Origin of the sequence: Methylovulum psychrotolerans, assembly GCF_002923755.1 — a bacterium.
Classification (GTDB): domain Bacteria; phylum Pseudomonadota; class Gammaproteobacteria; order Methylococcales; family Methylomonadaceae; genus Methylovulum; species Methylovulum psychrotolerans.
The window spans coordinates 9,877-32,166 of sequence record NZ_PGFZ01000010.1 but is presented as its reverse complement, the minus strand read 5'-3'; the positions used below and the strand labels follow the sequence as shown (position 1 = coordinate 32,166).

Below are 22,290 nucleotides of genomic sequence, written 5' to 3'. Positions count from 1 at the left end.
TGGCTCACATGCTCTCCAATGACTCGACGCGATTTCGTATAGCCTGCATTTTCACTTCCGCTTCGCTTCGTGAAAACTCAGGCACTATCGCTTCTGGGGACTACTCGACTCCTGTCTCGCAGCGAATGAAAAGTGATTAAGGCTGGCTTATAGATGCCGTCACTAATTGGGCGGCATAGAACACAGTGCCAAGGTTATAAGCGATTTGCACAATGGCTTATAACCGAGTGTATCAACATGTAGCCTGCCATTTAAACCGCGACAATACCGCCATCGATATATAAATCAATGCCGGCAATATAACTGCTGTCAGAAGAAGCCAAGAAAAGCACGGCCTGGGCGATTTCTTCTGGGTGGCCAAAACGGCCTAAAGGCACCAACCCTGCCATAGCCGTTCCCATAGCATCGGTCTGTTCTACCGACAGACCCATCTTGTCAAAAATCGGGGTTTCAATAGGGCCAGGACTAACGACATTAACACGAATTTTGCGGGCTTTTAATTCTACCGTCCAAGTGCGAGCAAAAGACCGTACGGCGGCTTTGGTAGCGGAATACACACCAAAGCCCTCAAAACCCTTTGCATTCACAATCGACGAGTTGAGGATGACCGAAGCACCGTCCACCAGCAACGGTAAGGCCTTTTGCACAGTAAACAATAAGCCCTTGACATTAATGTCGAAGTGCTTGTCAAAATGCGCTTCGGTCACGGCCCCAATCGGGGACAATTCAGCTATGCCCGCATTAGCAAAAACGATGTCAATATGGCCAAATTTAGCTTTGACTTCGGCATAGAGCTTATCAAGGTCGGCCAATATTGACACGTCACCTTGGACACCAACGGCATTATGACCAATTTCAGCAACAGCCGCCTCGAGTTCCGCTTGCCTACGCCCAGTGACAATGACGGTAGCGCCCTCTTGGGCAAATAATTTAGCGGTCGCTAAGCCAATACCACTGTTGCCGCCAGTGATAACCGCGATTTTTCCGGAAAGCTTGCTCATAAAACACCCCTATAGATTGAAAGATTAGATTACCGCAATGAATTGATTAATTCATTAGTTCGGAATTATGGAACTATTAAGCGATGCTGTCAAGTGTGGTATGATCAGCTCTATGAGAACCCCTTATCACCCACCTATAGAAGACGTCACTGTCGAAGGCATCTTACATGCCTTTTCTGATCCTGTGCGTATAGAAATCTACGCTGATCTGGCCACTGCGGAATGCGCTAAAAACTGTTCGACGTTTTTAACCATTCAAAAGCGGTTATTGCCTAAATCCACCTTATCCCAACATTTTCGTATCTTGCGCGAAGCAGGTCTGATCCGTAGCGAGCGCAAAGGCGTGGAATTAATCAACTCAACACGTTGTGCTGAACTGAAAGAGCGGTTTGGGCCTATGATTCTGGCTATTATTGAAGCTTACGCGCAACAGCAGAAAGCAGTGTAGGCCATTGTGACAATACAATACGTTCAACATAACGTAAAAATTTGCTTTGGAGCGGTTATCTGGGCTTTCCTAGCGTTTCAATATAGCCGTACTTGATGGATAAGGCTTAGTTGAAAAACGCCTTAAGATACTTCCGAAATAGCCCGATTTGCTGTTTGATTGCCGTTTTTACCTTAACGCTGAGCTTGTAGAGAGCGGAATTATGCACCAGCTCATGCGCCCATTGCAGCAGGCCGACAATAGTGCTGTACAGCTTAGCGAACCATACAAAAGTGAGCAAGGCGGGGCGCACTAGTTTGAATACCCGTGCCACTAAAAGGGTACCCAATAATTTGGCGGCAATCTCCAGAAGAATACCTTCTAAAATAGCCCCGTGGGTCAGCAGAAAGAGCGCGAACAGATTGATAGGGGTGACTATCAGCACGGGCACTAATAAAGCTAACACGGCTTGTGATGGTGGTGCAGCCATCAGCCATTGGTCGAACCGCTCCAAATTGAGTATCCGGGCTAACCATTGTCCGGTTGCGGTAAGGATATCCCATAACCATTCTTCAAAAATGACCAGAACGGCTAACAGGGTTAGCAAGAGTTTTTTCAGCATAACGATGTCCTTAATGGGATAGGCTGTTAGAAAGGGGTATAAAAACCTGCACGGCCTGGTGGATAAAACGCCCACGACCCAAGGCTTGTACCGCCTAGCCTTTGTCCGTGTTATTCCGTGTCCGTTTCTTAGTGGGATGGCGGCAGGACACCACACGCCGACAGGCCTTTGGCGACCGCTACCGCCATTTGCTGGCGGACTTGCGGTTTGGTGATGTTGTCTTCGTCTTGGCGGTTAGCAATAACCGCCGCTTCTAATAAGACCGCAGGCATAACCGTCGCTTTTAGCACCACTAGATTGTCGTAATAAAATACGCCGTTAATTTGGTCTGCCCAGGATTTATTTTCGCCTTCAATCGCTTCGGCATGATGTTGGGAAGGATAAAAGCCTGCTTGTCGCAAGGATTTGCCCAATGCCGAGGCGCACCGCAGACTCTCGGCGACATGGGGATTTTTTCTGGAGACAAATAAAGAAAATCCGGCGGCATGGTCAGTATGCTGTAACGTTTTACCTTCCCATTGCCAAGGCCTAAAGTAGCGTGGTTGCGCGGAGTCATGGTGTACGGACAAGAAAAAATCCGCCCCTGCGGCATTGGCAAGTTGTGGCCTTTGCAGCAAATCTGCCATCATACCATCATGGCCTATTTTAATGACCTGCACCCCTTGTGCTGCCAGAAAATTGCTGAAAATGGTGGCCAGTGCGGCGTTAAAATCAAACTCAGGTTTACCGGACGCACTGGTCGCCCCCGAATGGGCGATGGAATGCCCGGCATCAATCGCCACAATAGGCGGCTTCGCAAAGCTTGGCAAGACGGGTAACAGGGTTAAGCCAAGTACACATAAGCCGTAAGGACATTTTATCAGCATAGGGGAGAGTATTTACAACTTGCTATTTTGGCAACCGGAGCTGGTGCATTCGCGGAGACGGTCTTGCAAAAAGCGCAAGCGATCAACCGTCGTTTTGGTAGCGCAATCCAAATTAACAAAAAATTCCCCTTCCTGATGGTGTGAACATTGGTTGCTGCGGCTGGATATCCAGTCTAATTCCCCGGCTTTTAACGCCTCTTTGCCTGCCGCGTTCAATTGCCCTCTCAGTTTTTTATAGACATCATTTAACTCTTGGTCGGCCGCCAAATAAATTTTGTCAAGGCAATAGATGCCCTCAAAATCGTTAGTCGGCTTATCGCAAGTGGCGTATGCCTGATGGGCAAGTAAGGGCAGGATCAGCAACGCAAGCAGGGCAATCTTGTTCATACAATAGACCTTAAGTAGTAGGTGAGGGGGGCGGAAAGGCTATTATCAGCCAATAACTACCGTTTTAGCTAATCATTTTCACCATCCGGCTGGGAGAACAGTACCGGAAGACCTTTGATAAAAGGCCGGACAGCAAATGCCCCCCTAACCACCAACCAACATAAGTCACCAGACAGCTAAGACCCCAGCAGTCCTCTTATGGATAAAAATAGCGCCGAATGTTAAGCTTTGCCAAAAACGCTTAGCCTCTTTAAAAAACTTCAATAGGTGTAATAATGCAAATCCACATTGACGACGACATTTTCCGCGAATTTGAATATATGCTGAAACTCCATAAACGTAGCGGCAAGCCCGTATTGGCGGATACGGCGGAAGACCTAATCCGCTACGCCTTGCTCACTATAGCTAATGGCAGTAAGAGACCGGACTCCTGGGAGCGTGAAGTCACGAAAAGGCTAGGCCTGATTGCCGACCACGACACCCACGACAGTTATCGCGGCCCCTCTGGAAGGTTTGGCTATTAAGCAGACCTTAAGAGGGACAAGGACGCTTAACAAAACTGCCAAGCCAAGATAAACCCCCATAGCACTTTTTGCTTGATGGGTTTTTTATAACCACGGCGCGGCAGTAAAGCTTGGCGGTCAGCGTATCCGCAGCCAAACATTTACATCGGCTTATTTTTTGTCACCAGTTCCGCCAAAATATAGTCACGCAGGTCATCATCGACACTGTTAACCTCAAGCACCTTACTGATCAACAATATCGGCTTACCTTCCTTATCCCTGAATTTATCAAGGTTAATGGCTTTGGGCGGATGGCGCAGTTCACCCGTCGGATCACGGATAATCATCACTGTCGGCAATAAGTGATTGTCCTGCCGCATACCGATAACGATGCCCGTAGAGCCATTGTTCAGTAGCACAACACTACCGATCGGATAAATCCCTAAGCATTTGATAAGGCCTTCGACCAAGCCAGCGTCAAAACAGCTATCGCGCAGGGCATAAATGGCCTTTAGCGCATCAGAACTGGATAATTGCAGCTTAGGGTTAGGATTATTGGTCAGCCTTTCATACTCATTAATAATGCCGATTATTTTCGCCATTAGCGTAATTTCAGTCTCTTTTAGGCCACGCGGATAGCCATTGCCGTCTATTCTTTCGTGGTGTGAATGGGCCACTTCGGCCACTTCGGCAGGCAGCTCAGTAATTTTACGCAGCATGTCCGCGCCGTATTGGGTGTGCAGTTGCGATTGGGCAATTTCTTCCGCACTCAACTCATCAGGCTTTTTGTCAACAATCGTTTTAGGCAGCATTATTTCGCCGACATCATGCAGTAAAGCCGCCGTGCTTAAAGTAGCCAGTTGCTCCGGGTTAAACGCCAAATAACGGCCAAATAGCGTCGCGTAAATACAGGTGTTAACGCTATGTTTGGCGGAATGCTGATGCTTTGAGCGCAGGTTGCTTAACAACACCAAGGCATTAGGATTGTGCATAATATTGCCGATGACACTTTGCACACAAGATTTAACTTCGGGTATGGCAATGTAGTTATTGAGGCGAAACTCCGTCAGGACTTTGTTTAAGGAACCGGAGACGTTGTCATAAACCGATTTCGCTTGCGCCATGTCCTCATAAAAGCGGGCTTTTTGGTCTTGCGGGGCGGCGGTGGGCGGCGGCGGTGTGCCGTTAAGGCGGCCTGTCGACGGCTTAAAGGCTTCAAAGGATACTAAGGGCGAACTTTGCTCTTCATCTATCTTAACGGTTTTGCAAAAGGTTTGCAGTTGCTCTATTTGATGATTGTTTTCAATGCGGAAACCTTGGAATAAAAAAGAGGTTTCCAGCCAAGGCCGGTCAAGGCGGGCCACATACATACCAATTACCAATTTTTTTGTATCAATTTCAATCATAGCAAATTCAATAATGAGTAGTAGAGTAAAAACGGCTTAGCCGTTTAAGATACAGCAAACCTAGCAGCTCTTGCCCCTGCTGTTTTTTTGTTTACGGGAAACCTAAAAAGCATCGGCACTATTTAGAAAACACCCTATAAATCTTATAGGCGGCGGCTGTAGCGTTTAGTTCTGTAGGTAAAGGCACATTATATTTCAAAAACCGCTAAAACCGCTATCTATATGCGTCTTTGCCATTTAGCCCCTAAATATCACTTAAACAAGCCGCCATTACTGGGCAAAACCTAGTGCTTGCATAGGGCTAAGGCTGTCGGCAATAAGCTAAAGCCATCCAACTTTATGGCACTGTTAAACGCGTAAGCTTTTGATAGCCGACTTGCGGGCTAAGCTTGCCCAGAGTGCATTGTGCCATTCACGACAAAAATTTAATAGATGGCTGTCATATTTAGGACAATCTCTTATTGAACGTGCAGAAAACAAAAAATAATTAAATAAAATCATTATTTTAAAATATTTTTCGACTTTGGCACGGCGTATGCTTTGACCTATCGCAAATACATTTCACGAGGTCATTATCATGCAATTGCCCGTCTTAAACGAAGCCCCTGCGGCTAAAAGTGGTTGTTCTGCCAGTTCTTGCGGTACTACCGAAAATCAAATGGATGCACTGCCCGATTCAATCCGCGAGAAGGTGCAAAACCACCCCTGCTACTCCGAAGATGCCCATCACTATTTTGCGCGTATGCACGTTGCGGTAGCACCTGCTTGTAATATCCAATGCCATTATTGTAACCGCAAATACGATTGTGCTAACGAATCGCGTCCAGGTGTGGTATCAGAATTGCTAACCCCCGATCAGGCCGTTAAAAAAACTATGGCCGTAGCGGCAACCATTCCGCAAATGACCGTGTTAGGTATTGCCGGCCCCGGCGATCCGTTAGCCAATCCAGAGCGTACGTTTGAGACTTTCCGTCGCTTAAGCGAAGAAGCACCGGACATTAAATTGTGCGTCTCCACCAATGGCTTGGCCTTGCCTGATGCCGTAGAGGAGTTGTCCAAACACAATATCGACCATGTCACCATTACCATCAACTGCGTAGACCCTGAAATCGGCGCGAAAATTTATCCGTGGATTTACTGGAATAACCGCCGCATTAAAGGCAAAAAAGGCGCGAAGATTCTGATTGACCAGCAACAAAAAGGTTTGGAAATGCTGATCGCCAAAGGCATTTTGGTTAAGGTCAACTCAGTGATGATCCCAGGGGTCAATGACCAGCATTTGGCGGAAGTCAGCCGCGTGGTCAAATCTAAGGGCGCATTCTTGCATAACGTTATGCCGCTGATTGCCGAAGCCGAACACGGCACATTTTACGGCGTAATGGGGCAACGTGGCCCGACGCATGACGAATTGCAGGATCTGCAAGATGCCTGCTCCGGTGACATGAACATGATGCGCCACTGCCGCCAATGCCGTGCTGACGCGGTGGGCTTGCTGGGCGAAGACCGAGGCGATGAGTTTACCTTGGATAAGATTGAAGAAATGGAGATTGATTATCAGGCAGCGATGGAAAAACGCAAAGTCATCCATCAAGCAATCCAAGCGGAAATGGACAGCAAGCGTTTGGAAAAGGCCGAGAAATCGACGCAATTTAAAGCCGAACCTAAATTAGCGACCCGTCCGGTGCTGATGGCGGTGGCGACCAGCGGGCAGGGGGTCATTAACGTCCATTTCGGTCATGCCAAAGAGTTTTTGATTTATGAGGCCTCGCCCGATGGTGTGCGTTTTATCAGCCACCGTAAAGCCGACCAATATTGCGGCGGCGACAGCACTTGTGGTGACGGCGAAAGCGTCTTACAGCGGACAGTGCGGACGTTGGAAGGTTGCGAGGCGGTGTTATGCTCCAAAGTCGGTTATGAACCGTGGGAGTTGCTGGAAAACGCCGGCATCATGCCGAACGGCGAACATGCTATGGAGCCTATCGAAGAGGCCGTCATGGCAGTTTACAAAGAAATGGCGGCGGCAGGCAAATTAGACGCTAAACCCGAAGCAATGCGGGCGAGCGCTTAACAGTTAAGTGTACCGTGGGGGGTAACGTTGGGCTGTAGGTTGTTTGGCAGCCCAACATTTTTCCGGCCGCGTACTAGACAAAACTTGGGGTAAACCCAACTTAAGGAGCTGGTTATGGCTGTAAAAATCATAGAGTCTTGCGTGAATTGTTTTGCCTGTGAACCGGTTTGTCCCAGTAAAGCCATTTACGAAGCGAAACCACATTTTAAGGTAAACCCCAACAAATGCACCGAATGTGAAGGGGACTTTCCCGTATATCAATGCGCAAGCATTTGTCCGATTGAAGGCGCGATTTTAAATGCCCAGGGCGAAGCGGTTAACCCGCCTGGCTCCTTGACCGGAATTCCGCCGGAAAAAATGGCGGAAGCGATGGCCGAGTTGCAATCACACTGAGGATTTGGCAATGGCTACGGTCATTTTCTACGAAAAACCCGGTTGCGCAAGCAACGCGCGGCAAAAGCAAATGCTGGTGGCCGCAGGCCATCAGGTCATTGCCAAAAATCTGCTGACCGAAGCTTGGCGGCCAGAAACGTTACGCGCTTTTTTTACCGGTTTGCCGGTGCGTGATTGGTTTAACTACAGTGCCCCTGCCATCAAAAACCGCGAAATCGATCCGGGTGGCCTCAGTGGCGAAGCTGCCTTGGCCTTTATGGTCGCGCAACCGTTACTGATACGCCGCCCGCTCATGCAGGTCGGCGATACCTTAATGGCGGGATTTGACTTACCGAAGGTTGACGCTTGGCTAGGCTTAGCCAGTGCCGACACCTCGCAAGACCTGCAAAGCTGTGCCAAAACGGCGGCACAGCCCACCTGCCGCCATGAATAAGCCCCCGATACTCAGCCTCGGCGGTATTCCCCAAGCAGTGGCTTTATCTGAGCGCGTCCATTGGATAGGTGCATTAGACCCGAACTTAAGAACCTTTGACATTATCCTGAAAACCGCCAACGGCACCAGCTATAACGCCTATCTGGTCAGGGGCAGTGCCGGAGTCGCCATTATCGACACGGTGAAGGAAAACTTTGCCGCCGATTTTTTTGCCCGTTTGGAAACCGTTGCCCGTTATGACGAAATCAGCGTCATCGTTTTAAACCACCTGGAACCCGACCACACCGGAGCTTTGCCGGAACTGATGCGCCGCGCCCCGCAAGCCCGCCTGTACATCTCGCAAAAAGCCCAAACCATGGTCAAGGCCTTGCTCAAGCAAAATGACCTTGCTTATACCCCTGTCTTGACGGGCGACAGCGTAACACTGGGCGATAGGACGCTACAATTTTTGCATACCCCCTATCTGCATTGGCCCGATACCCAATGCACTTATTTGCCGGAAGAAAACACCTTATTTTCCGGTGATGTATTCGGCTGCCATTTTTGTGATAACCGCTTGTTTAACGATGAAGTCGGCGACTTCCGCTTCTCGTTTGAATATTACTACGCGCACATCATGCGCCCTTTCAAAGATTATGTGAACCGGGCATTGGATTTGATAGAGCCGTTATTGCCGCTGACCAACATCGCCCCCGCGCATGGGCCGTTACTGCGTGACCGCCCGCACCGCTATGTGCGACGTTACCGCGAACTGTCGCAATCCGCTTTGCACAGCGACATTCACGACGGCGAAAAAACCTTATTGATTTTCTACATCAGTTCTTATGGCAATACGCGGCGGATGGCAGAAGCCATATACGAAGGTGCGATGAGCATAGACCAAGTCCGGGTCTCCTTGTATGACCTGGAAGGTAGCGAACTTGCCCCGTTTGTCGATCTGATCGAAGGGGCCGACGGCATCGTCTTCGGCACCCCCACCATTAACGGCGACGCGGTCAAGCCGGTTTGGGACTTATTGTCATCTTTGGTGGTGATTAACCTCAAATCGAAAGTGGGTGGCGTATTCGGTTCTTACGGCTGGACTGGCGAAGCCGTCAAGATGGTCGAAGACCGCTTACGCGGCCTAAAACTGCGGGTCCCCGTGCCAGGGCTGCGCATAAAACTGATCCCCACCGATGAAGAAATTGAGCTGTGCCGGGGCTTCGGGCGCGAGTTGGCGCAAGAACTTAACGGCTTAAGGCAAAGCAAGGTCATCGATATGGCGGATTTGGCATAGTAACCATAATATTAACAACCTCCCACAGGAGCAACACCCATGGCGAAAGCAACGATTACCTTTGAAGACATTAACATCACTGTCTCCGCACCGGCTGGTACGCGCATTATCGAAATATCCGAAAAAGTCGGCTCAGGCATCACTTATGGTTGCCGCGAAGGCGATTGCGGTACTTGCATTATGAAAGTCACCGATGGCTGGAACAACCTGACCGAGCCGTCAGTACTGGAAGACAAGGTATTACGCGAAAATATGGCGGGCAAACACAACCGCCTAGCCTGCCAAGCCCAAGTGCTGGGCGGCAAAATCTGCGTCAAACCTGTTTGATAACCCTTTACTTAAAGAGAAGATCATGGCCTTAGTTACCTTTTCCAATCCTGAATATAAAGACAAAACCGTTTATGCGGTAGCGGGCAGCCACACCCAAAGCTTATTAAAGCTGGCCCGCGAAAACAAAATCCCCATCGAGTTTGAATGCGAAGACGGCGACTGCGGCACTTGCTTAGTGAAAGTCACCAGCGTCGACAAAAAACCCGGACGCATGGGCGGCCCTTTAACCGAAAAAGAAAAGTCCATTCTGAGACAGCATGGCAAAATCACCAAAGAAGAGCTGGAACAAATGATTGTCGATGACTTACCGTCACCTTGGCGTTTGGCTTGCCAGATGATCGTCAGAGACGAAGACATCTTAGTCGAGTACTAAGCATGTCTGCCCTGCCGCAACGACGAGCCGAAGACCCGGTCTTTGGCGTTTACCAAGACCTGACCACCCGACCTTTACCCACCCCTAACGGCGAGTGGCTAGCTTATATGCTGGCGAGTTGGTGGCAGGGCAAAGGTGCGCTACCGGATTATTTCGGCTTATCGGCAGGGCAATTCAAACACTTAAAACAGCACTATTTTCCTGATGCGGCCTTACCCGAACAAGCCCCATCAGGTATCCCCGTGGATTTCAGCCGGATGCTGGAAAAAGACGATTTGGTCGGCTTATTGGCGCACTACGCCGTTGCCGAGGATAGCGGCATCATCACCGACATCATTGTCGCCGCCTGTCTTGGCAGCGACCATCTCTGGCAAGACATGGGCTTATGGAATAGGGCGCAACTGAGCGCCTTGTTACAGTATAATTTCCCCGACTTGGCGGCAAAAAATACTAAAGATATGAAATGGAAGAAATTCCTCTACAAACAGCTCTGCGAATCTGAAGGGCTGTACTTATGCCGCGTACCCTCTTGCGACCTGTGCATCGACTATAGCAAATGCTATGGTAACGAAAACTAAAAGGATATGCATAAAATAATCTTGGCGAGTCTTATCATAAGACTATTTCGCCCTTGGAGCGCGGGCATCTTGCCCGCCCCTTTGCGGGCAAGATGCCCGCGCTCCAAGCCCTCATTTGGCTAGGCTTACCCAGATCTTGGGTAAACCAAACAACCGCCAACAACATCAGATTTTCTTAACAAATTCCGATTTAAGCTTCATCGCGCCAATACCGTCGATTTTGCAGTCAATGTCATGGTCACCGTCAACTAAGCGGATATTTTTGACTTTAGTGCCGACTTTCACGACTAACGACGAGCCTTTCACTTTCAAATCTTTAATGACGGTGACGCTATCCCCATCCTGGAGGACATTACCGTTGGCATCTTTAATAACACGGCTGTCGCTGCTGTCTTCAGCGCTGCCGTCTTGCGGCCACTCATGGGCGCATTCAGGGCAGATATACATACTGCCGTCTTCATAAGTGAATTCTGAAGCGCAGGCGGGGCAGGGGGGGAGTGTACTCATGGTGGTTTCTTTACCTTACTGTAAGAGTTTCTTAACCTTGTCGGAGACAAGGTTTATTGAACTGCCCATAATGCCAGATCAGGGCATTTATTGTCTACTTAATCGCAGGAAAAACCAGGATAAATACATATAAATTGACAGAAAAATGAGATGCTAAGGATTATAGTCGCCGGAGCAGGTCAATAATGACGCAAAACCCAACGAAAAATGACTCTAGTTAACCTGAGATAGGGCGGCATTTAGAAAATGCGTTTAATGTCATCATGACATTACCCAATTAAATCACTGCCTGATAAATGTACCATCGCCGCCAACCGCGCATTTAAGTCGGCAATTTCCGCAACTAAAGGCGCAAGCAAGCTATCCACTTCGGGCTTGCTATAACGCGGTGTGATATGTTGCGGACAATTCCAATCGTAGGCCTCGACTTCGATGACAATACCACGCTCTACCCTAGCGCGGTAAGACGGCACTTCTAAACGGGCGAGCAAGCTAGGATCATCCTGCTCATGGACGACACGCACCCTACCCCACAGCTTTAACCGCCTACGGTTGGCATAATCCATAAACAACAGCGAAATACGGTCATTCGCCATAAGATTGCCGACACTAATGTATTGAAGATTACCGCGAAAATCAGCAAAACCGATAGTTCGCCCATCCAGCACTTTTAAAAAACCGACCGGGCCACCGCGATGCTGTACATAAGGCCAACCCGTTTCGGAAACGGTGGCTTGATAAAAACTGTCACGTTGGGCAATAAACGCCATCTCCGCTTCAGTTAAGACATTGCGTTGCTCCTCAGCAACCTCAAAGCGGCTATTTTTGGCTCGGCTACCGTATAAACTCTGAGCCGCTTTCACACTAGGGGTAAACGTTATTTCCGAAAAAGCCATAGCCATCGCTATTCTCCTAAAAAAACCGGGGCTACTCAAAGTAGCCCTGGCATGGGTCAAAAATGCTTAAGCCACAAGCTTCAGATCAATTTTAGGAAAATCAATATCGACATGGCTAGCTTTACCGATCATATTGGTAAAAATATTCATCGCCACATGGGTGATGATCTCAACCAGATCCGCATCAGAAAACCCGGCGGCACGGGCCTCAATGATTTCCGCCGTAGTGACTTCACCGCTGTTTTCCAACAAAGAGCGGGCAAATTTAACCGCTACGGCCGCTTTGGCATCATGGCTAGTACCGCTACGGTTAGCATGGATCTCGGCATTGTCCAAGCCTGCTTTACGGCCAATGGCGGTATGTGCGGACACGCAATAATCGCAGGCATTTTGTTGCGCCACCGCCAAAGCAATACGCTCGCGGGTTTGCGGATCAAGGCTCCCTTCATTGGCGATGCTATGCAGCCCCAAAAAAGCCCGCAAAGCCGCAGGGGAATTGGCCAGTATTTTTAAGAAATTAGGTACCATACCCAATTTAGCCTGGATAGCCGTAAATAAAGCCTGTTGTTCGGCATCGGCAGTTTCTTTGGTGACGGTATTGATACGGCTCATGATAGGATTCCTATAATATTTAATGATTAACTGATAATAGTGACCCGATTCAGTTCGGGTAGACATACTGTATTAAATTTCATTTAAAATAAGAATAGCCACAAATTACAATATATTATTACAATAAATAGAATAATCATCCGCCACGCCATACCATGACCCGATTTAAGTTTGTTTAATCCGGCAACAACTTGCTACACTTCACTTCCACTGCTACATTTCTTACAATGGGCGCATAAAAAATGTCATCCGACTCCAGAAAAAAAATGCCAAAAAATTTGCCCACCCAAAAAGAAACATCGCGTACCCCTCCTGAAAAACCGGGCAAAAGCTCGAAAAAAAGTATGGTTTTACTTAAAGAAAAAGGCGATATCAACTTACCTTCTTCCAACGCCTTTAAGTCCGACCAACTTGACCTGTTCCAAACTTTCCTATGCAACACCCATGATGAAAAAGATAAGCTGTCCAATACCATAGAACTGTGGGACAGCTTACCTAAATTTGCCATATCGCAACAGGCTATGAACGGCTTAAGGACAAAAGAAGGCTTTCTGCCGCGTCTGGAAAAAACCTTTGTTTATCGGCATAAAGAATACAAAATCCGGGTCACACCCGCCATTATCGACAGCGAAGACGATATAGATAAGGCTTATTACCCCAGCGCCAATGAAGAACTCGTGGAAGATGCGTTAAGAAAAATCGCCTCGGAACAACAACGCGGCTTTTTTGACAAACCGGAATTTAAAAGCGGCGTGGTCTTTTCTTTACATTTATTAAGGACAGAACTAAAAAAACGCGGCCACTCCCGCTCCTATTACGAAATTGTCAAAAGCCTAAATATTTTATCGGGTAGCCACATCGAAATTTTATTGCCGGACGGCAAAGGCTTTGCCAAAACCAACTACCTACCCTCCTTAGCGGCTGTCTCAAAAGAACAGATAAAAGACGACCCAACCGCCAAATGGGTGGCCCATTTCCATCCATTAGTCACCCAAAGCATAGATTCCCTTAGCTTCCGTCAATTTAACTATCACCAAATGATGTCGCACAGCACTCAGTTGGCGCGTTGGATACATAAAAAGCTCTCACACAACTACACTAACGCGTCTTATACTGTCCCTTATCAGATATGGCTATCAACCATCCGGCGCGACAGCGGACTTTTAGAATATAAACGCACCAATGATGCGGTAAGAAAATTTGAAGATGCCTTGGCGGAGCTGATCAACAACCACGCCCTAACCGCCTTCAGCAAACTAGAAGATATTCGGGGGGAAAAAAACAAAATCCTTGACATCAAATACTCACTGTCACCACATCCGGAATTTGTCAAAGATGTCAAAGCTGCCAATAAACGCCAAAAAGATTCAAAAGACAAAACAGAACAGCAAGGGCAGTAGGTATAGGTCGCAACTACAGAAAAAATCAAGAATAAACCGCCAAAATCAAATCCACTAAGGCAGTAGGTATAGGTCGCAACTAAAGGAAACCCCTCAATCAAAAACAACAATCTGTAAAATACGGCAAAAACCAACCCTAGCGGTAGGTATAGGTCGCAACTCAAATAAAAACAAAATCCTAGCCAACATCCCCAACAATTAACCATTGAAGGGCATACCATTAACGGAGACTCCCTAAAATGACCACCGATTGGACAAGCAGCAAACCTGCACAAATAGACTATTCTTATGAAAACTTCGCCCTAGCGAAAGCTTTTGTGTTCCGCAAATGGTGTGAGCAAGCCAATGAACGGCAAAAACTGCCGCCAAAAGACCTATCAGGCTCATGCAAATACGGAAGCCTATTCATGAACCAACTATTCGGTGGGGAAATCCACGGCAATTACCAGCACCAATACAATATAATCGACGGGCGCATAGTAGACCTAAGCCACGATGCCCTAGATGTCGGCAAAATCAGCAATCCTTATCTGCACGAACCCGATTTTTTTAAAATTCCAGAAAAACACGCTTCACTAAACGGTTGCTTGCCACGCGTAGGCCATTGGGTAAACCAATTTCTCGACGAACTCAGCATAACGGCAAAACCTATCCCCTAACCCTAAAAATTGCACAAAAAAATGGATACGTTTAAGCAAAAAAAGCCGCCAGCAAAAAATGGAGGCAGTAGGTATAGGTCGCAGAACCCAGTAGGTTTAGGTCGCAACTGGGTAAAAAGCAGGAAAAAATAGCCGGAAAAAAAAGTTATCCACAGGCCGAGGCGGTAGGTATAGGTCGCAACAGATAAAAAAGGCGGTAGGTATAGGTCGCAGTAGCGGTAGGTATAGGTCGCAACTGGGTAAAAAGGCGGTAGGTATAGGTCGCAGGTAACCCCTAGGCAGTAGGTATAGGTCGCAGATGTCGGTAGGTATAGGTCGCAAGTGAAATTATACCTATATGATTTAAATAATAAAAATCGCTATTTTTTTAGCCTTCCTTCTTTATTCTTTTCCTTATTTATCCTTTTAAAGGGAATTAAACGGAAGACACAAAAAAAGCCCCCAAAAACACTCGGCAATGCAAAACAAAATGACACCCATTTAAAAATCATGTTCACAACATTTCCATGTTTCCAAAAGCAACTAATATTAACAATCGTCCAAAAAATACAGTCAAACTCAAAAAACCAAATTTGTCAGAAATTCAACGCCAAAATAACATTGTCATAAAAACCACAATCCTATTATTTACGTCTGCATTATCTAAATTTAATAATTAAATTAAAACAATTAGTTAACATTTAATATAAAAAATATCAAACTTGGATTAATAATTGCATAGATCCTTTATATTTAATCAATAAAGGAATTGTCCATGTCCTCAGCAATTTTTGCCGAACTGTTAAACGGTCTTTACGAGAATAAAATCATACCTTACCTAGGCCCAGGCGTTTTATTCGATGCCAAAAACAAACTGACAGGACAAGCTATGCCTGCCGACAGCGACAGTCTCATTTTGGCAATGAATGACGGCCGACCCATGGCACCCAAACTGATGTATGAATTCCCTAGAGCTGCAATGAATTTGGAACTAAAAAGAGGCCGTAACTTCCTTGGCCAATTTCTAACCAGACTCTATGGCCAAACCGAATGGACCCGCGCAGCAACCCACGATTGGTTGGCGCACTGGAAACCTACCTACGTCATCGACATAAACCGCGATACGCAATTACAAGAAAGCTATTCTAACGAAGAACATACTTTAATTGTCGGGGTCGCCAGAATTACCGCCAGCCAATACCGTTACCGGATTTACCATTTCGACGGCAAAGAATATTTTGAGATTCCCCAAGAACAAGTCGATCCGACCCTCCCAATTTTGTTCAAACCGATGGGCACACCCAAACCGGAAGGCAATTATGTCGCTTCCGACGCCGATTATGTCGATTACATCACCGAATTAATGGGCGGTTTCGCCATCCCTGAATTCCTTAAAAGTTACCGTAAAGATAAACAATACCTTTTCTTAGGGATGCGCCTGAACCGTGACTCCGAACGCATGGTCATGAGCGACATTATCAGGGACGGGGCGGAACCTAAAGGTTGGATATTGAATAAAAACCCTACCGATAAGGAAGTCCGCTTCTGCAAAAAAATCGGCCTAGAAATTGTTAATGCCGACATAGAAGACTGGTTGGAAGTGGTGGGATTTAACCAACCACAGAAAAAAACCGCCTGATGTTCCGATAACAGAAAATCTATGAACCCCAGCCAACGGATTTATGAACTGTTAATAGACCAGTGCAATAGCAATGTTACTGTCGACACGCTGATGATAGGTTTGGTATGGACAGTATGCCAAAGCCAAAACGGCACCAGCGGCCTGGCAATGAGTCCAGCTATTACAACCCGTACCCTGCCTTGGTCGGGTACTTTGACAGGCAAACCCATAACCGACCTAGCGGCATGGGTTACGGACTGGGAGCCCTATAAAGCGACTGTGGCGATGTCAGCGATTAACAGTTGCATTAACGCCAAACCATTGCCAGAATCAGTATTGCTGGAACAGCAGGAGCAGCCTAACCTTGCCGTATTCGAGCATTTTTTACCGCAACTGCAAGGGCAAAATGTGGTGGTGGTCGGGCATTATCCTGGCATCGAACGTTATCAGGAACAACTGCATCTGACCGTATTGGAAAAACAACCCGTGGCGGGCGACTTGCCCGATGCCGCCAGCGAATTTATCTTGCCGAAAGCCGATTGGGTATTTTTAACCGCCAGTTCCATCCCCAATAAAACCTTTCCGCGTTTGGCCGAACTGTCCGCCACCGCCAAAACGGTGTTAATGGGGCCAACTACGCCTTGGTTGCCGCAGCTGCATGAATTCGGCATTGATTATCTTGCGGGTGTGGACATTATTGATGCCAACGCCCTCTATCATACCGCCGCCCAAGGTGGCGGTGTACGGATTTTTCACAACGCTGTCCGTTACCGTATTGCCGATCTGAGCCCAAGTAATAGCATGGCTTGGTTAAAACAACAAATAGCCGCTTGTGCGGTTGAGAAAAACCACCTGACAGAAGCGATGGACAACTGGTATAAAGCAGGCAACACCAGCCGTTTTCCTGGCTATAGGCTCTTGGAAGAAACCCATAGCCGCCTATCAAGGCTGGACAGCAGTTATAAGCCATTATGGGACAATTACGGCAATCTGACTTAGGCTTACCATGAATAGCAATAACCCCTTTAGCAACTACCGTCTCTTGCTTTACTACAAAGGCGACATTAGTGCCTTGACCCTGTTTGTCCAGCACAGCAATGGCAGTGTGTGTTTCCCCCAGCCGTTACCTGCGCTATCCAGTGCTTTAGAACCTGAAGAGTATACCGACAGCAAAGTCAGCGTCCACCCTTCGGCACTTATCCAGAACATTAACCAACAGTTACAACTGGATAATGATCTGTTACGCGCAGAAGCCGAATTTAGTGTACAGATTGACACCCCGAACGGCATCATCACCGTCTACATGGCGCGGTTCATGTTGCTCGACCCTCCCCATAAGTTGCTGCAAAGCCGTGCTTGCCAATTGCGGACTTTGCCTGAACTGCGCGGCAGGCCACCTGCGGAAATGGAATTGCTGCGCCGCGCCTATAGCACCGTCATGGAGTCCTGACGTGTTTGAATTTATGGACATGGACTTTAACGCCAACCCGGCCAACCTAACTTCCGGGCCATACATCCCCGATGCTGGCGAATGCCTACGTTGCGGGCTGTGCGTCAGCACTTGCCCCACCTTCCGTTTACAGTCTATCAACGAAGAAACCCCCCGTCAGCGTTTGCGTACCATCAGCAAAATAACCGTCGAAAACCAAACCATCAGCACCCAAGAACGCGAACATTTGGACAATTGCCTACAATGCCGCGCTTGTGAAGCGATATGCCCCAGCCAGGTCGCTTATGGCGACTTATTCGACCAAACCCAAGCCCTCTTGGCAAAAACGCCGCCTTGGCAAAAAAAACTGGCTTTTTGGTTTATCGCCCATAAAGCTTGGCGCAACCGTTTGCTGCCGTTGCTAAGCGGCTACCTTAAATCCGGCCTGCAAAAACCGTTGCGCCGTAGCGGCCTGCTTGACGCGCTCGGTTGCCGCAACGCAGAAAGCCTCTTAACCCCGCCTGCCCTCACACCGCTGAAAGCTTATTATCCTAGCCCACAACCCGTACGCGGTACGGTGGCTCTATTTACAGGTTGTCTGGCCGAGTATTTTGACCGTACTACCTTGCAGGCCGCTACCCGGTTATTGAATGCCATTGGCTACGATGTTACCGTTCCTGCACAACAAGGTTGTTGCGGGGCGATACACCAGCATAATGGCGCTTACGCCACCGACCTTATAGAACAAAACCTTAAAGTGTTTAACGCCTTGGCTGTCGATGCCGTAGTCTATGCCGCCAGCGGTTGCGGCGCTATGCTAGACAGCTACAAAAGTGCCGACAGCGAAGCCGCCCGGCAATTCCAGCACCGTTTACAGGACATTAACGCTTTTTTATTGCAACACTGGCCGGATAGTTTACAGTTACGGCCTTTAGGGCAAACCGTTGCCGTACATGAACCATGCAGCCAACGCCATGTCCTGAAAAACCAGCAAAATGTTTATAAGCTATTACAAAAAATCCCCGGCTTAACTGTCCTCCCCCTTGCCGATAACGCCATTTGTTGCGGTGCGGGTGGCAGTTACATGCTTACCCACCCCGACAACGCCGCACAATTACGCAAGCTTAAACAGCAGGCGATAGCTAACACGCCTGCTGATGGTACGGTCAGCAGTAATTTCGGTTGCACCATTTTCCTTAATGCCGACGGGCTGAATATTGGGAACCCTTTGCAACTTTTGGCGCAACAACTGCCTTTGTGAAAGGCTTAGCGTTAGCTTACACCACCAAAAAATCCCGCATCATGCCCATATCCTCATGTTCAAGGTTATGACAATGGTACATAAACACGCCCTTGAAATCTTGAAACGGTTTAATGATTCGGACGGTTTCGCCGGGCATCACCAACACGGTATCTTTTAAGCCGTTGTCGATAAAGCCATCGCGCACCGTGGCATAATGCTCTTCATTGCCAGTGGCGATAGTGCGGCTGATGATAGTGAACGCTTGCCCATGCAAGTGGATAGGGTGCGCCATTGACATCATCATACCCATACTACCGCCCATGCCGCCCTGCCGCATCCCACCCATACCGTGACCCATCATACCCATGCCCCCATTCTGATGGTCTGCCGCTTGCTTGGGATTTGCCTCAGACATCCCCATACCGCCTCCATGGGCATGAAAAATTTCCATCAATTGCACGGTATTGACCGGAATGCGCTCACTGTCTTGGACATCGTTATAAGCATAACTGCGGCCATTCAACAGCATCGCCATGTGCGCTTCGGTAATGGCTATCGGTACGGGGCGGTTAGGGTTTGCGGTGTCGGCGATAGCGTAACGGTGCGGTTTGGCTAAAGTATGGGGAAGCTTAGGGCTGTCACTGACTTTACGCGTGACTTTAACGGTAAAAATAGGATACTCGCTACCCACCGCCAAGCCGCCACGTTGCATCATCATGCCCATGCTGGGCAACACGCCGCTAAACGCCAAACTGCGCATCACCAGTTGCGAACCTTCGGGACGGCCACTGAAATCCGCCCAAACATCCAGGCGCTCGCCGGGTGCCAGCATCATATACGGTTTGGTTTCCGGCTGTTCCAGTAACCCGCCGTCCACGCCGAGGACGGTGATGGGTGTGCCGTCATCCCAACCCAGTTTATAAATCCGAGCTGTCGAGCCGTTCATAAACCGCAAACGGTAAGCCCGGCTGTCCACATCTAACTGAAAATCCGCTTTGCCGTTAACCAATATGCGGTCGCCATAAAAGCCCATCATCCGGTCATGCTGATGGCGCACATACACCAATTGGTTTTGCGCATCGAACAGGCGGTCTTGAATAACGATAGGAATTTCATAATCACCGGAGGGTAAGCCTAAGGCGGCTTCTTCGTCATCATTCACCACTAATGCCCCCGCCAAACCGTGGTAAACCTGTTTCGCGGTGGTTTCATGCGGGTGCGGATGGTAAATGTTTAGCCCTGCACGGTTTAGCACCTCAAATTCGTAGACTAATTTTTCGCCCGAAGCAATGGCGTAAAGCGGATGGCCGTCCATTTCGGCTGGGACATGCAGGCCATGCCAGTGTGTCACCGTCGTTTCGGACAAGCCGTTATGTAAGAGTATGCGGACTTTTTGGCCTTTATGCAGGCGGATAATCGGCCCTAAATACGATCCGGCGATTTCCGTCAAGGTATCCTTAGGGCCTTGCAGCAAACGGGCAGTATATTGCAGCACTTGGGTTTGTTGGCCGACTAAAATCGCCACGGCGGCAGGTTTACAGAACAGTTCGATTTCGACATCGGGTTTAAACTGCGGGTTGGCGAGGCGGGGCGGCATTTTCGGCATGGCTTGCATACCTTCCATTGCCTGTAACAGGTTGGGCATACCCGCAAACGCCAGCATCCCCAAACCCGTATGGCTTAGAAAACGGCGGCGGGAATAGTTATTGTTATTATTGGCAAACATAAAATCTCCTCAGACGACAGGGTCTTAGCTAAGCATCAGGCACAAATAACCCAATGATAGTAAGGATTTTATATTAGCAACTATTAATATTCAAGTTATCGGGGCGATACTTTTTTAAAGGTCACCGTTTTGCCTTAAAAACCGAGTGTCCGGCCATAAAAAAGGCATCCGTAAGATGCCTTTTTAGGATGCTAAAGTGCCGTTGGCCTAATCGTAGCTATAGTGCTTACGCAAAGGTTTGACCACTTCCCAATGGCTGTCCAAACCGGCGTGGAACACCACCAAGTCGCCGGGCAAAATGCGCACGGGTTCGCCGCCAGCCGGAGTGACGATAATTTCGCCTTCTAAGATATAGGCAGTCTCGGTTTCGTCAAAGTCGATAGGAAAAGTGGATATTTCTTTTTCCCAGATAGACCAGCCCGCCACGCCTAAAGCTTGCAGACGTTCTTCGCTAGGGTTGTGCTCAATAGTGATTTGGCTCATGTTTTCCTTTGATAAATAACGGATAGATTTTCAATTTTAGCATTTTTACGCGCTGGCGGCTATGCCGTGCTGTTAAGGAGTTGCGCCCGCATTTTGGGGAAGTTTTCCGTACGCTGGCAAGGCAGAAAGAAAGCCGGATTGAGAGGGGCATTTGATCCCGCTAGAATATGTTGTGTCGCAAGTGGTTGGCTATAGCAAAGGAAAAAGCACAACCCATTTGGCACGGGTGTCTGGTGTAAAGAAAGGAAATTTTGTTGGCCAACATTTTTGGGCACGGGGATACTTTGTATCGACAATGGGAAGGGATGAAGCCATGCTAAATACATCAGGCATCAGGCATCAGGCATCAGGCATCAGGCATCAGGAAGACCAGCGGATTGAGCAGTTGAACCTTAGGGGTTGAGCCATCACCCCTAAGATGACTATTATTAGTGGGTCGTGTTAGCGACTTGTTTTACCGTTTTGAGCAGTTCACACACCATAAATACCATATTTTTTATATTGGATATTTACTAAACTTCTGCACCACTACTTACTTTTATTGTAGTTAGAGGCTGACATTTTTATAGCACCTGCAACAATTTCATAACTTCCCTTGTCTTTGCCGATTTTTTGTGGATCAAACTTTGCAAATTTAATAATAGAGCTATACATTCCGAGTATATTGGCAATGTTATGAGTTAGAAATGCCTTTGGATCAAATAACCACTTAACTTTGTCTTGGTCATCTAATTCCATTATTTCTTTTAATCCAACTACTAATGGAACAATGAAACCATCAGCATATTGAAATTCCGTTTCTCGTCCATAGTATTTAGTATGGAATGGCTTTTTAGAATATTTTTTATCATTAGTATGTTGGTCGTTATAAATACGAACCCCTTCTATTCTTCCGAACTTCCCACCAGCTTTATTATAAGCATCAGGAAATTTTTCATAAATGAAATCATAGAGATCAACCAACTCTGAAACCAAATCTATTGCTGACTTAATTGCAGGATTTGTAAGCTCATAAGTCTGTCCTTTCCAATTACCATTCCCTGGTTTTTCTAAAATCTCTCTAAAACTTTCA

Annotated in this window: 26 protein-coding genes and 1 pseudogene; 16 read left to right on the top strand and 11 right to left on the bottom strand. The window is 47.8% G+C overall.

Features of this window, described 5'->3' with window-relative positions; translation table 11 throughout:
* Positions 1 to 251: 251 nt before the first annotated feature.
* Positions 252 to 1,001: a glucose 1-dehydrogenase gene (locus AADEFJLK_RS18375; protein WP_103975295.1), complete on the bottom strand. Its 750-nt coding sequence runs from the start codon at positions 999 to 1,001 to the stop codon at positions 252 to 254.
* A 112-nt stretch (positions 1,002 to 1,113) separates the two neighbouring features.
* On the opposite strand from AADEFJLK_RS18375, the gene AADEFJLK_RS18370 reads away from it, so the two are divergent.
* A complete protein-coding gene (locus tag AADEFJLK_RS18370; RefSeq protein WP_088620100.1) occupies positions 1,114 to 1,449 on the top strand; it encodes an ArsR/SmtB family transcription factor in 336 nt (111 codons plus the stop codon).
* Between the two features lie 106 nt (positions 1,450 to 1,555).
* Here AADEFJLK_RS18370 and AADEFJLK_RS18365 read toward each other — a convergent pair whose 3' ends face one another.
* The 3 genes from AADEFJLK_RS18365 to AADEFJLK_RS18355 all read right to left on the bottom strand — a co-directional run bounded on the left by AADEFJLK_RS18365 (position 1,556) and on the right by AADEFJLK_RS18355 (position 3,303).
* Positions 1,556 to 2,050, bottom strand: coding sequence for a hypothetical protein (locus tag AADEFJLK_RS18365; protein ID WP_103975294.1), 495 nt, complete (start codon positions 2,048 to 2,050; stop codon positions 1,556 to 1,558).
* A 128-nt stretch (positions 2,051 to 2,178) separates the two neighbouring features.
* The gene (locus AADEFJLK_RS18360) at positions 2,179 to 2,859 is read right to left on the bottom strand and encodes an N-acetylmuramoyl-L-alanine amidase family protein (protein ID WP_211299266.1); all 681 of its coding nucleotides are present in this window, start codon (positions 2,857 to 2,859) and stop codon (positions 2,179 to 2,181) included.
* 69 nt (positions 2,860 to 2,928) lie between these two features.
* A complete protein-coding gene (locus AADEFJLK_RS18355; RefSeq protein WP_088620097.1) occupies positions 2,929 to 3,303 on the bottom strand; it encodes a lysozyme inhibitor LprI family protein in 375 nt (124 codons plus the stop codon).
* Between the two features lie 275 nt (positions 3,304 to 3,578).
* Between AADEFJLK_RS18355 and AADEFJLK_RS18350 the strand changes: the two genes are divergently transcribed.
* The gene (locus AADEFJLK_RS18350) at positions 3,579 to 3,827 is read left to right on the top strand and encodes a hypothetical protein (RefSeq protein WP_088620096.1); all 249 of its coding nucleotides are present in this window, start codon (positions 3,579 to 3,581) and stop codon (positions 3,825 to 3,827) included.
* 140 nt (positions 3,828 to 3,967) lie between these two features.
* Here the strand turns inward: AADEFJLK_RS18350 and AADEFJLK_RS18345 are convergent, their stop codons facing one another.
* Positions 3,968 to 5,212: a cyclic di-GMP phosphodiesterase gene (locus AADEFJLK_RS18345; RefSeq protein WP_103975293.1), complete on the bottom strand. Its 1,245-nt coding sequence runs from the start codon at positions 5,210 to 5,212 to the stop codon at positions 3,968 to 3,970.
* Between the two features lie 577 nt (positions 5,213 to 5,789).
* On the opposite strand from AADEFJLK_RS18345, the gene nifB reads away from it, so the two are divergent.
* From nifB to AADEFJLK_RS18310, 7 genes are all read left to right on the top strand, one after another.
* On the top strand, positions 5,790 to 7,280 hold the full coding sequence (nifB, locus tag AADEFJLK_RS18340) for a nitrogenase cofactor biosynthesis protein NifB (RefSeq protein WP_088620094.1): 1,491 nt from the start codon (positions 5,790 to 5,792) through the stop codon (positions 7,278 to 7,280).
* 114 nt (positions 7,281 to 7,394) lie between these two features.
* Entirely contained in the window at positions 7,395 to 7,673 is a 279-nt protein-coding gene (locus AADEFJLK_RS18335; RefSeq protein WP_088620093.1) for a 4Fe-4S dicluster domain-containing protein, read from the top strand.
* A gap of 10 nt (positions 7,674 to 7,683) precedes the next feature.
* A complete protein-coding gene (locus AADEFJLK_RS18330) occupies positions 7,684 to 8,106 on the top strand; it encodes an ArsC/Spx/MgsR family protein (protein ID WP_088620092.1) in 423 nt (140 codons plus the stop codon).
* The gene (locus tag AADEFJLK_RS18325; protein WP_103975292.1) at positions 8,099 to 9,382 is read left to right on the top strand and encodes an FprA family A-type flavoprotein; all 1,284 of its coding nucleotides are present in this window, start codon (positions 8,099 to 8,101) and stop codon (positions 9,380 to 9,382) included. The genes AADEFJLK_RS18330 and AADEFJLK_RS18325 overlap by 8 nt, the downstream gene beginning before the upstream one ends.
* A 39-nt stretch (positions 9,383 to 9,421) precedes the next feature.
* Entirely contained in the window at positions 9,422 to 9,709 is a 288-nt protein-coding gene (locus tag AADEFJLK_RS18320) for a 2Fe-2S iron-sulfur cluster-binding protein (protein ID WP_088620090.1), read from the top strand.
* A 25-nt stretch (positions 9,710 to 9,734) separates the two neighbouring features.
* The gene (locus AADEFJLK_RS18315; protein WP_088620089.1) at positions 9,735 to 10,085 is read left to right on the top strand and encodes a 2Fe-2S iron-sulfur cluster-binding protein; all 351 of its coding nucleotides are present in this window, start codon (positions 9,735 to 9,737) and stop codon (positions 10,083 to 10,085) included.
* A 2-nt stretch (positions 10,086 to 10,087) separates the two neighbouring features.
* On the top strand, positions 10,088 to 10,663 hold the full coding sequence (locus AADEFJLK_RS18310) for a nitrogen fixation protein NifQ (protein WP_088620088.1): 576 nt from the start codon (positions 10,088 to 10,090) through the stop codon (positions 10,661 to 10,663).
* A gap of 165 nt (positions 10,664 to 10,828) precedes the next feature.
* On the opposite strand, the gene AADEFJLK_RS18305 is transcribed toward AADEFJLK_RS18310, so the two are convergent.
* From AADEFJLK_RS18305 to AADEFJLK_RS18295, 3 genes are all read right to left on the bottom strand, one after another.
* Positions 10,829 to 11,170, bottom strand: a complete 342-nt coding sequence (locus AADEFJLK_RS18305; RefSeq protein WP_088620087.1) for a zinc ribbon domain-containing protein YjdM — start codon at positions 11,168 to 11,170, stop codon at positions 10,829 to 10,831.
* Positions 11,171 to 11,439: 269 nt separating this feature from the next.
* A complete protein-coding gene (locus AADEFJLK_RS18300) occupies positions 11,440 to 12,072 on the bottom strand; it encodes a pyridoxamine 5'-phosphate oxidase family protein (protein ID WP_088620086.1) in 633 nt (210 codons plus the stop codon).
* Between the two features lie 60 nt (positions 12,073 to 12,132).
* Positions 12,133 to 12,678, bottom strand: coding sequence for a carboxymuconolactone decarboxylase family protein (locus AADEFJLK_RS18295; RefSeq protein WP_088620085.1), 546 nt, complete (start codon positions 12,676 to 12,678; stop codon positions 12,133 to 12,135).
* A 266-nt stretch (positions 12,679 to 12,944) separates the two neighbouring features.
* Here AADEFJLK_RS18295 and AADEFJLK_RS18290 point away from each other — a divergent pair, with 266 nt between their 5' ends.
* From AADEFJLK_RS18290 to AADEFJLK_RS18265, 6 genes are all read left to right on the top strand, one after another.
* The gene (locus tag AADEFJLK_RS18290; protein WP_088620084.1) at positions 12,945 to 14,078 is read left to right on the top strand and encodes a replication protein; all 1,134 of its coding nucleotides are present in this window, start codon (positions 12,945 to 12,947) and stop codon (positions 14,076 to 14,078) included.
* Positions 14,079 to 14,317: 239 nt separating this feature from the next.
* Positions 14,318 to 14,737 carry a transcriptional regulator gene (locus AADEFJLK_RS18285; RefSeq protein ID WP_088620083.1) on the top strand — a complete coding sequence of 140 codons (420 nt, stop codon included), beginning with the start codon at positions 14,318 to 14,320 and terminating at the stop codon, positions 14,735 to 14,737.
* 754 nt (positions 14,738 to 15,491) lie between these two features.
* Positions 15,492 to 16,355 carry an SIR2 family protein gene (locus AADEFJLK_RS18280; protein WP_103975291.1) on the top strand — a complete coding sequence of 288 codons (864 nt, stop codon included), beginning with the start codon at positions 15,492 to 15,494 and terminating at the stop codon, positions 16,353 to 16,355.
* 21 nt (positions 16,356 to 16,376) lie between these two features.
* Complete coding sequence (locus AADEFJLK_RS18275) at positions 16,377 to 17,336, top strand: DUF364 domain-containing protein (RefSeq protein ID WP_103975290.1); 960 nt, start codon at positions 16,377 to 16,379, stop codon at positions 17,334 to 17,336.
* A gap of 7 nt (positions 17,337 to 17,343) precedes the next feature.
* A complete protein-coding gene (locus AADEFJLK_RS18270; protein WP_103975289.1) occupies positions 17,344 to 17,787 on the top strand; it encodes a hypothetical protein in 444 nt (147 codons plus the stop codon).
* Between the two features lies 1 nt (position 17,788).
* Positions 17,789 to 19,027, top strand: a complete 1,239-nt coding sequence (locus AADEFJLK_RS18265; protein WP_103975288.1) for a (Fe-S)-binding protein — start codon at positions 17,789 to 17,791, stop codon at positions 19,025 to 19,027.
* Positions 19,028 to 19,043: 16 nt separating this feature from the next.
* Here the strand turns inward: AADEFJLK_RS18265 and AADEFJLK_RS18260 are convergent, their stop codons facing one another.
* Both AADEFJLK_RS18260 and AADEFJLK_RS18255 read right to left on the bottom strand, forming a co-directional pair.
* Complete coding sequence (locus tag AADEFJLK_RS18260; RefSeq protein WP_103975287.1) at positions 19,044 to 20,735, bottom strand: multicopper oxidase family protein; 1,692 nt, start codon at positions 20,733 to 20,735, stop codon at positions 19,044 to 19,046.
* Between the two features lie 207 nt (positions 20,736 to 20,942).
* Positions 20,943 to 21,218, bottom strand: coding sequence for a cupin domain-containing protein (locus tag AADEFJLK_RS18255; RefSeq protein WP_088620077.1), 276 nt, complete (start codon positions 21,216 to 21,218; stop codon positions 20,943 to 20,945).
* Positions 21,219 to 21,298: 80 nt separating this feature from the next.
* Between AADEFJLK_RS18255 and AADEFJLK_RS18250 the strand changes: the two are divergent.
* Positions 21,299 to 21,621 (top strand): annotated as a pseudogene (locus tag AADEFJLK_RS18250) (transposase); the annotation flags it as partial.
* Positions 21,622 to 21,746: 125 nt separating this feature from the next.
* On the opposite strand, the gene AADEFJLK_RS18245 reads toward AADEFJLK_RS18250, so the two are convergent.
* Positions 21,747 to 22,290, bottom strand: a 544-nt coding sequence (locus AADEFJLK_RS18245; RefSeq protein WP_211299265.1) for a hypothetical protein, incomplete at its 5' end; no start/stop codon positions are given.

Excerpts from the sequence above, each read along its gene's own strand:
- AADEFJLK_RS18375 (WP_103975295.1), bottom strand. The coding sequence starts at position 1,001 with ATGAGCAAGCTTTCCGGAAAAATCGCGGTTATCACTGGCGGCAACAGT.
- AADEFJLK_RS18370 (WP_088620100.1), top strand. The coding sequence starts at position 1,114 with ATGAGAACCCCTTATCACCCACCTATAGAAGACGTCACTGTCGAAGGC.
- AADEFJLK_RS18365 (WP_103975294.1), bottom strand. The coding sequence starts at position 2,050 with ATGCTGAAAAAACTCTTGCTAACCCTGTTAGCCGTTCTGGTCATTTTT.
- AADEFJLK_RS18355 (WP_088620097.1), bottom strand. The coding sequence starts at position 3,303 with ATGAACAAGATTGCCCTGCTTGCGTTGCTGATCCTGCCCTTACTTGCC.
- AADEFJLK_RS18350 (WP_088620096.1), top strand. The coding sequence starts at position 3,579 with ATGCAAATCCACATTGACGACGACATTTTCCGCGAATTTGAATATATG.
- AADEFJLK_RS18345 (WP_103975293.1), bottom strand. The coding sequence starts at position 5,212 with ATGATTGAAATTGATACAAAAAAATTGGTAATTGGTATGTATGTGGCC.
- nifB (WP_088620094.1), top strand. The coding sequence starts at position 5,790 with ATGCAATTGCCCGTCTTAAACGAAGCCCCTGCGGCTAAAAGTGGTTGT.
- AADEFJLK_RS18335 (WP_088620093.1), top strand. The coding sequence starts at position 7,395 with ATGGCTGTAAAAATCATAGAGTCTTGCGTGAATTGTTTTGCCTGTGAA.
- AADEFJLK_RS18330 (WP_088620092.1), top strand. The coding sequence starts at position 7,684 with ATGGCTACGGTCATTTTCTACGAAAAACCCGGTTGCGCAAGCAACGCG.
- AADEFJLK_RS18325 (WP_103975292.1), top strand. The coding sequence starts at position 8,099 with ATGAATAAGCCCCCGATACTCAGCCTCGGCGGTATTCCCCAAGCAGTG.
- AADEFJLK_RS18320 (WP_088620090.1), top strand. The coding sequence starts at position 9,422 with ATGGCGAAAGCAACGATTACCTTTGAAGACATTAACATCACTGTCTCC.
- AADEFJLK_RS18315 (WP_088620089.1), top strand. The coding sequence starts at position 9,735 with ATGGCCTTAGTTACCTTTTCCAATCCTGAATATAAAGACAAAACCGTT.
- AADEFJLK_RS18310 (WP_088620088.1), top strand. The coding sequence starts at position 10,088 with ATGTCTGCCCTGCCGCAACGACGAGCCGAAGACCCGGTCTTTGGCGTT.
- AADEFJLK_RS18305 (WP_088620087.1), bottom strand. The coding sequence starts at position 11,170 with ATGAGTACACTCCCCCCCTGCCCCGCCTGCGCTTCAGAATTCACTTAT.
- AADEFJLK_RS18300 (WP_088620086.1), bottom strand. The coding sequence starts at position 12,072 with ATGGCTATGGCTTTTTCGGAAATAACGTTTACCCCTAGTGTGAAAGCG.
- AADEFJLK_RS18295 (WP_088620085.1), bottom strand. The coding sequence starts at position 12,678 with ATGAGCCGTATCAATACCGTCACCAAAGAAACTGCCGATGCCGAACAA.
- AADEFJLK_RS18290 (WP_088620084.1), top strand. The coding sequence starts at position 12,945 with ATGCCAAAAAATTTGCCCACCCAAAAAGAAACATCGCGTACCCCTCCT.
- AADEFJLK_RS18285 (WP_088620083.1), top strand. The coding sequence starts at position 14,318 with ATGACCACCGATTGGACAAGCAGCAAACCTGCACAAATAGACTATTCT.
- AADEFJLK_RS18280 (WP_103975291.1), top strand. The coding sequence starts at position 15,492 with ATGTCCTCAGCAATTTTTGCCGAACTGTTAAACGGTCTTTACGAGAAT.
- AADEFJLK_RS18275 (WP_103975290.1), top strand. The coding sequence starts at position 16,377 with ATGAACCCCAGCCAACGGATTTATGAACTGTTAATAGACCAGTGCAAT.
- AADEFJLK_RS18270 (WP_103975289.1), top strand. The coding sequence starts at position 17,344 with ATGAATAGCAATAACCCCTTTAGCAACTACCGTCTCTTGCTTTACTAC.
- AADEFJLK_RS18260 (WP_103975287.1), bottom strand. The coding sequence starts at position 20,735 with ATGTTTGCCAATAATAACAATAACTATTCCCGCCGCCGTTTTCTAAGC.
- AADEFJLK_RS18255 (WP_088620077.1), bottom strand. The coding sequence starts at position 21,218 with ATGAGCCAAATCACTATTGAGCACAACCCTAGCGAAGAACGTCTGCAA.